Origin of the sequence: Streptomyces sp. YS-3, assembly GCF_045257485.1 — a bacterium.
Classification (GTDB): Bacteria; Actinomycetota; Actinomycetes; order Streptomycetales; family Streptomycetaceae; genus Streptomyces.
Map to the genome: position 1 here is coordinate 1 of NZ_JBJHPC010000383.1, position 7,060 is coordinate 7,060.

Consider the following 7,060-nt stretch of genomic DNA (forward strand, 5'->3'; position numbering starts at 1 on the left):
GCGTACGGCCGCGGCCTGGGCGGCCTCGGCGGCCCGCTCGGCGGAGGCGGCCAGCGCCGACTCGGGCAGCGGCGCGGAGAGGATGGCGGCGATCTCCGGGCGGGGGGCCGCGGCCGGGGCGTACATGGCGGTGAGCTCCTTCACCCGGACCGCCTGGGTGATCCACTTGCGGTCGAGCACCCGGCGCTCGTCGGCCTCGGCCACCAGGTCCTCGGACTGGTTGTAGTCGCCGTCGGCGGCCTGCACGGCCCACAGGTGCACCGCGACCCCGTGTTCCTTGGCCGACATCAGCCCGGGCAGCAGATCGCCGTCGCCGGTCACCAGGACCACATCGGAACAGGCGCGGTTTCTGGCCAACTCGGTGAGTTCGGCGTGCATCGCCGCGTCGACGCCCTTCTGGGCCCACCTCCCGTCGCTGCGGGTCAGCGCGCCGAGCCGGACCGTCACCCGGGACATCACCCGCAGCCTGCGGTGTTCGGGCTGGGGCACCCGGTCGGGGGCGCCGTCGAACCAGTAGATCCGCAGCAGTGGCTGCTCGGTGTCGGCCTCCGCCCGCTCGCGCAGCGCCTGGATCAGGGCGGCGTGGTCGACGGTGATCCGTGAACGGGCGGGCTCTCCGGCCAGGAGGCTCGCGGCAGCGCCCAGCAAGTAACCCGCATCCACAAGGACGACGCAACGGTCCACGCGTTCCACCCTCTTTCAGAACCTTGAAAATCAAAGAATCAGAGGCAAAGGAGATCAGGGAGATAAGAGTGCAGGAGATCGAGAGATCAGGGAACGTACTTCGGGTTTCCTTCGAGTCTGCCCGACCCGGCGGGGGTTGACGGCCGGAACTCGATCATCGGCGTGGCGAACCGGTACATATTACGCACGGTAATCGTCTGGAATGCGTTCTTTGTCGTGATGTGTGAGTCTGGCAGCGGCCCTGGACCCTAGTCCCCCCAGGAGGCATCACCATGGCCAAGAACAAGTCCGGCCGTAAGCAGCAGCCCGCCTCGCAGGCCGAGCGCGGTCAGCAGGAGGCCCAGAAGTCCTCGATGGAGGCGCAGGCCCTGTCCCAGCCCCAGGCACAGGGCAGCCCGGCGGATGTTGCCCGTAAGCACCAGCGTCGCTTCGGCCACAACTGATAATTCCCCGCACATCAGGCACAGTGAATACGGAAGGGGCGCGCCCTATTGGACGCGCCCCTTCCGCAGGGAATTAAACCGCTCGCCGGACCTCAGCCCGCCAGACAGGACGGCCCGAGCAGCACCTTCAGATCACCGAAGAGCGCCGGGTCGGGCTGGACCCGGTGCCGGTCGAGCCGCAGCACCGTGGTCTTGCGCGGCCCCTGGAGTTTGATGCGCACCTCGGTGTTGCCCTTGTGGTGGCCGAGAATCTCCCCCAGCCGACTGATCATCGGCGGTGTCACCTTCACCGTCGGGATGGTCAGCACCACCGGCGCGTTGGTCCCCGCCGACGACAGGTCCGGCACCATCAGCTCCATGGCGACCAGGCGCGGGATGTCCTCGCGCTTGTCGAGCCGGCCCTTGACGAAGACCACCGCGTCCTCGACGAGCTGGGTGGAGACCAGCTGGTAGGTCGCCGGGAAGAACATGCACTCGATGGAGCCGGCCAGGTCCTCGACGGTGGCGATGGCCCAGGCGTTGCCCTGCTTGGTCATCTTGCGCTGGAGGCCCGAGATGATGCCGCCGATGGTGACGACCGCGCCGTCCGCGTGCTCACCTCCGGTGAGCTGCTGGATGGAGGCGTCGGACTTGTCGGAGAGCACGTGCTCCAGACCGAAGAGCGGGTGGTCCGACACATACAGACCGAGCATCTCCCGCTCCTGGGCGAGCAGATAGGACTTCTCCCACTCCACGTCGGAGAACTCCACGTCCAGACCGAAGCCCGGCTCGTCGGAGGCCTCGTCGCCCATGCCGCCGAAGAGGTCGAACTGCCCCTCGGCCTCCTTGCGCTTGACCTGCACCACGTTGTCGATCATCGGCTCGAACTGCGCGGTGAGGCCCTTGCGGGTGTGCTTCATCTCGTCGAAGGCGCCGGCCTTGATCAGCGACTCCACGGTCCGCTTGTTGCAGACGACCGCCTCGACCTTGTCGAGGAAGTCGGGGAAGGAGGTGTACTTCCCCTTCGCCTTGCGGGACTTGATGATCGAGTCCACCACGTTCTGACCGACGTTGCGCACGGCGGTCAGACCGAACAGGATCACGTCGTCGCCCTGCGCCGAGAAGTTGGACTCGGACTCGTTGACGTTGGGCGGCAGCACCTTGATGCCCATGCGGCGGCACTCGTTGAGGTAGACCGCGGACTTGTCCTTGTCGTCCTTGACCGAGGTCAGCAGGGCCGCCATGTACTCGGCGGGGTGGTTCGCCTTCAGATAGGCGGTCCAGTACGACACGAGGCCGTACGCGGCGGAGTGCGCCTTGTTGAAGGCGTATCCGGCGAAGGGGACCAGCACGTCCCACAGCTTCTGGATGGCCTCGTCGCTGTAGCCGTTCTTCTTGGCGCCGGCCTGGAAGATGGTGAAGTTCTTCGCCAGCTCGTCGGGCTTCTTCTTGCCCATGACGCGGCGGAGGATGTCGGCCTCGCCCAGCGAGTACCCGGCGATGATCTGGGCGGCCTTCTGCACCTGCTCCTGGTACACGATCAGGCCGTAGGTGACGCCGAGGACCTCCCTGAGGGGCTCCTCCAGCTCCGGGTGGATCGGGGTGATCTCCTGCTGCTTGTTCTTGCGCAGTGCGTAGTTCGTGTGCGAGTTCATGCCCATCGGGCCCGGGCGGTAGAGCGCGGACACGGCGGAGATGTCTTCGAAGTTGTCGGGCTTCATCAGCCGCAGCAGGGACCGCATGGGGCCGCCGTCGAACTGGAAGACGCCGAGGGTCTCGCCGCGCTGGAGCAGTTCGAAGGTCGTGGCGTCGTCGAGCGGCAGCCCGAGGAGATCGATGTCGATCCCCTTGTTGGACTTCACCATCTTGACGGCGTCGTCCATGATCGTCAGGTTGCGCAGACCGAGGAAGTCCATCTTCAGCAGGCCGAGCGCCTCACAGCTCGGGTAGTCCCACTGCGTGATGGTCACGCCGTCGGTGTGGCGCACCCAGAGGGGGGCGTGGTCGACGATCGGCTCGCTGGACATGATCACGCCGGCGGCGTGCACACCCATCTGCCGGACCAGGCCCTCGACGCCCTTGGCGGTGTCGATGACCTTCTTCACGTCCGGCTCGTTCTCGTACATCGCGCGGATCTCGCCCGCCTCGCTGTAGCGCGGGTGCTTGGGGTCGGTGATGCCGTTGAGGTCGATGCCCTTGCCCAGGACGTCGGCGGGCATCGCCTTGGTGAGGCGGTCGCCCATCGCGTACGGATAGCCGAGGACGCGGGCGGAGTCCTTGATCGCGTTCTTGGCCTTGATCTTTCCGTAGGTGCCGATCATGGCGACCTTGTCGGCGCCGTACTTCTCGGTCACGTACCGGATCACCTCGACGCGCCTGCGCTCGTCGAAGTCGATGTCGACATCGGGCATCGAGACGCGCTCGGGGTTGAGGAACCGCTCGAAGATCAGGCCGTGCGGGATCGGGTCGAGGTCGGTGATGCCCATCGCGTACGCCACGATCGAGCCGGCCGCGGAGCCACGGCCGGGGCCGACCGCGATGCCCTGCTTCTTGGCCCACATGATGAAGTCGGCGACCACGAGGAAGTAGCCGGGGAAGCCCATCGAGATGATGGTGTCCATCTCGTACTCCGCCTGCTTCATCCGGTCTTCCGGGATGCCTCCCGGGAAGCGGCGGTGCAGCCCCCGCAGGGTCTCCTCGCGGAACCAGGTGACCTCGGTGTAGCCCTCGGGGATGTCGAACTTCGGCATGAGGTTCTTCGCCTCGAACATGCCGCTGACGTCGACCTGCTCGGCGACCAGGGCGGTGTTGGCGCAGCCCTGCTGCCAGGCGTCGGAGGCGTCGATCGCGTACATCTCGTCGGTCGACTTCAGGTAGTAGCCGGTGCCGTCGAACTTGAAGCGGTCGGGGTCCGAGAGGTTCTTGCCGGTCTGGATGCACAGCAGCGCGTCGTGCGCGGTGGCCTCGTGCGCGTACGTGTAGTGCGAGTCGTTGGTGACCAGGGGCGGGATGCCCAGCTCCTTGCCGATCTTCAGCAGGTCGTCGCGGACCCGGCGCTCGATGTCGATGCCGTGGTCCATCAGCTCCAGGAAGTACCGGTCCTTGCCGAAGATGTCCTGGTACTCGGAGGCGGCCTGGCGGGCCTCCTCGTACTGCCCCAGGCGCAGCCGGGTCTGGAGCTCTCCGGAGGGGCAGCCGGTGGAGGCGATCAGGCCCTCCGACCACTTGGAGATGGTCTCCTTGTCCATCCGGGGCCACTTCTGGAGCCAGCCCTCGGCGTACGCGTCGGAGGAGAGGCGGAAGAGGTTGTGCAGCCCCGTCGCGTTCGCCGCCCAGATCGTCTTGTGGGTGTAACCACCCGAACCGGACACGTCGTCGCGCTTCTGGTGCGGCTGGCCCCACTGGATCTTGCGCTTGTTGCGGCGGGACTCGGGCGCCACGTACGCCTCGATGCCGATGATCGGCGTGACCCCCGCCTTCTTCGCCGAGTGGAAGAAGTCGTACGCCCCGTGCAGGTTGCCGTGGTCGGACATCGCGATGTGCGTCATGCCCATCTCGTTGCACGCGTCGAACATGTCCTTGAGCCGCGCGGCACCGTCCAGCAGCGAGTACTGGGTGTGTACGTGAAGGTGCGTGAACGGCGGCTTCGACACGGTGTGGGCCTCCATGGCGGGGAGAGGGGGACAGCCCGGAAGTCTACGTCGCCCGACTGACAGCCGGTGTGGGAACCGCTGCGGCGCGCAGCCTCCCGGCACAGGGAGGCGGCCGGACGGCGGGCGGGCACTCCGGGGTACGGTCACGCGTTGGAAGGGGCGGAACCACCCGTCCCATCCGTAGCGCATCACCACCCGCACGTACGCACCAGGAGGCACCCGGCGATGTCGGTCCCGCAGCACACCGCCGATGAGCGCGGCGAGCAGATCCTCTCCGTCTTCGGCACGGCTTTCGGAGAGCTCCTGGCCGCCGACCCGGCCGCGTTCCGGGTCAAGTTCCGCAAGATGGCGGCCTCCGCCTTCGCCTTCTACCGGGGCACGGCCTGCCTGTTCTACGCGGACCTGGACGCGGAGGGCGCCGGGCGGGGCGCCGGGGGCATACACAGCGGCCCGTATCTGGACGAGCGCACCGGCCGGGTGTGGATCCACGGCGATCTGCACGCCGAGAACTTCGGTACGTACATGGACGCCAACGGCCGGCTGATCTTCAATGTGAACGACTTCGACGAGGCGTACGTGGGCCCCTTCACCTGGGACCTCCAGCGCTTCGCCGCCTCCCTGGCCCTGATCGGCCACGCCAAGGCGCTCAGCGACGACCAGATCACCGAGCTGGTGCGGATCTACGCCGGCGCCTACCGCGAGCGGATCCACGCGCTGGCCACCGGCGCCAAGGGCGACGCGGTGCCCTCCTTCACGCTGGACACCGCCGAGGGACCGCTGCTCGGCGCGCTGCGCTCGGCACGCGCGCGGACGCGCTTCTCGCTGCTCGACTCCATGACCGAGATCCGCGAGTACGAGCGCCGCTTCGCCGAGGGCGACGGCTCGATCGAGCTGGACGCGGCCACCCGCTACAAGGTCCTGGCCGCCTTCGACGGCTATCTGGAGACGCTGCCGGACTCCAGCCTGCTGCGCCCGGACTCCTACCGGGTCAAGGACGTGGTGGGGCGGCGCGGCATCGGGATCGGCTCGGCGGGTCTGCCCTCGTACAACATCCTTCTGGAGGGCCACAGCGACGCGCTGGAGAACGACGTCGTGATCTACATGAAGCAGGCCCAGACCCCGGCGGTCTCCCGCCATGTCACCGACCCCGCGGTGCGCGGCTACTTCCAGCACGAGGGGCACCGCACGGTGATCTCGCAGCGCGCCCTCCAGGCCGCGGCCGACCCGTGGCTGGGCTGGACCGAGCTCGACGGCGCGGGCCAGCTGGTCGCCGAGGTGTCGCCGTACGCGGTGGACCTGGACTGGTCGGACATCGACGACCCGGAGCAGATAGCGGCGGTCGTCGCCGACCTCGGCCGCGCCACCGCGACCATGCACGCGGCGGCGGACGACGAGAGCGGTCACTCGGAGCTGGTGCCGTTCTCCACCGAGCGGGCGATCGACGCGGCGATCGCGGCCGACGAGGAGGGCTTCGCGGGCCTGCTGGTGGACTTCGCGCATGGCTACGGGGCGCGGGCGCGGGCGGACCACCAGATCTTCGTCGACCTGTTCCGTAACGGTCGGATCCCGGGTCTTGGGTCTCACTGAATTCTTAGGCTCCGCCGACAGCGGGCCGTGGCAGACTTCAGCACCGATGGACGTATCAGGGACCCGGCTCAGAGCGGCACGCGCGGCGCTTTTCACGGCGCTCGTCGTGGCGCTCTCCAGCGCGTCCCACGTCCTGCTCTCCCGCGTCCCGCTGCCGGTGCCGCTGGTCGCCGGCGCGGCCGGCGCCGTGTTCCTGATCGCGTACGCGCTGGCGGGCCGGGAGCGCGGCTTCTGGTCGATCGCCGGGCTGCTCGTCCCGCTGGAGCTGGCCGCCGACACCGTCTTCTCGACCGGCCAGCACGTCTGCTACGGGCCCAACGGCGGCCCGGTCGCGGGCGCGCTGCGCTCGGTGGGCGTGGATGTGCTGTGCGGCGGAAACGTGGGCGCCGAGCTGCCGGGCGTCACCGGGTCCCGGGCGAGCGCGGCCGTGCTGCTCGCCGGGCCCGGACCGGCCGTGCCGTGGCTGCTGCTCGCCGCGCATGTGACGGTCGGGCTGCTGGCCGCCGCTTGGCTGCGGCGCGGCGAGGCCGCTCTCGCCCGTCTGGTGCGCACGGTCGGGGTGCTGGCGTTCCGGCCGCTGCTGCTCGCGGTCGCCGTGGTGGGCGGCGCGGTCCGTCCGGTACGGGCGCGGGTGCTGCCCGTGCGGCGCGCGGGCCAGTCCTCGCGCGCCCGGCTGCTCGTGCACTGGGTGGGACGGCGGGGCCCGCCCCGCCC

5 protein-coding genes are annotated in these 7,060 nt (G+C 68.8%); 3 read left to right on the forward strand and 2 right to left on the reverse strand.

Going from position 1 to position 7,060, the window contains the following annotated elements:
- A partial coding sequence (locus tag ACJA3G_RS25725; RefSeq protein ID WP_406555425.1) for an NYN domain-containing protein occupies positions 1–693 on the reverse strand: 693 nt, incomplete at its 3' end.
- Positions 694–956: 263 nt separating this feature from the next.
- On the opposite strand from ACJA3G_RS25725, the gene ACJA3G_RS25730 reads away from it, so the two are divergent.
- Positions 957–1,127: a hypothetical protein gene (locus tag ACJA3G_RS25730; protein ID WP_358834499.1), complete on the forward strand. Its 171-nt coding sequence runs from the start codon at positions 957–959 to the stop codon at positions 1,125–1,127.
- A gap of 92 nt (positions 1,128–1,219) precedes the next feature.
- Here the strand turns inward: ACJA3G_RS25730 and dnaE are convergent, their stop codons facing one another.
- Entirely contained in the window at positions 1,220–4,759 is a 3,540-nt protein-coding gene (dnaE, locus tag ACJA3G_RS25735; RefSeq protein WP_406555426.1) for a DNA polymerase III subunit alpha, read from the reverse strand.
- Between the two features lie 225 nt (positions 4,760–4,984).
- Between dnaE and ACJA3G_RS25740 the strand changes: the two genes are divergently transcribed.
- Positions 4,985–6,346: a DUF2252 domain-containing protein gene (locus tag ACJA3G_RS25740; RefSeq protein WP_406555427.1), complete on the forward strand. Its 1,362-nt coding sequence runs from the start codon at positions 4,985–4,987 to the stop codon at positions 6,344–6,346.
- Positions 6,347–6,392: 46 nt separating this feature from the next.
- On the forward strand, positions 6,393–7,060 hold a 668-nt coding region (locus ACJA3G_RS25745; RefSeq protein WP_406555428.1), incomplete at its 3' end, for a hypothetical protein.

Coding starts and splice junctions, on each gene's coding strand:
- ACJA3G_RS25730 (WP_358834499.1), top strand. CDS start 957: ATGGCCAAGAACAAGTCCGGCCGTAAGCAGCAGCCCGCCTCGCAGGCC.
- ACJA3G_RS25740 (WP_406555427.1), top strand. CDS start 4,985: ATGTCGGTCCCGCAGCACACCGCCGATGAGCGCGGCGAGCAGATCCTC.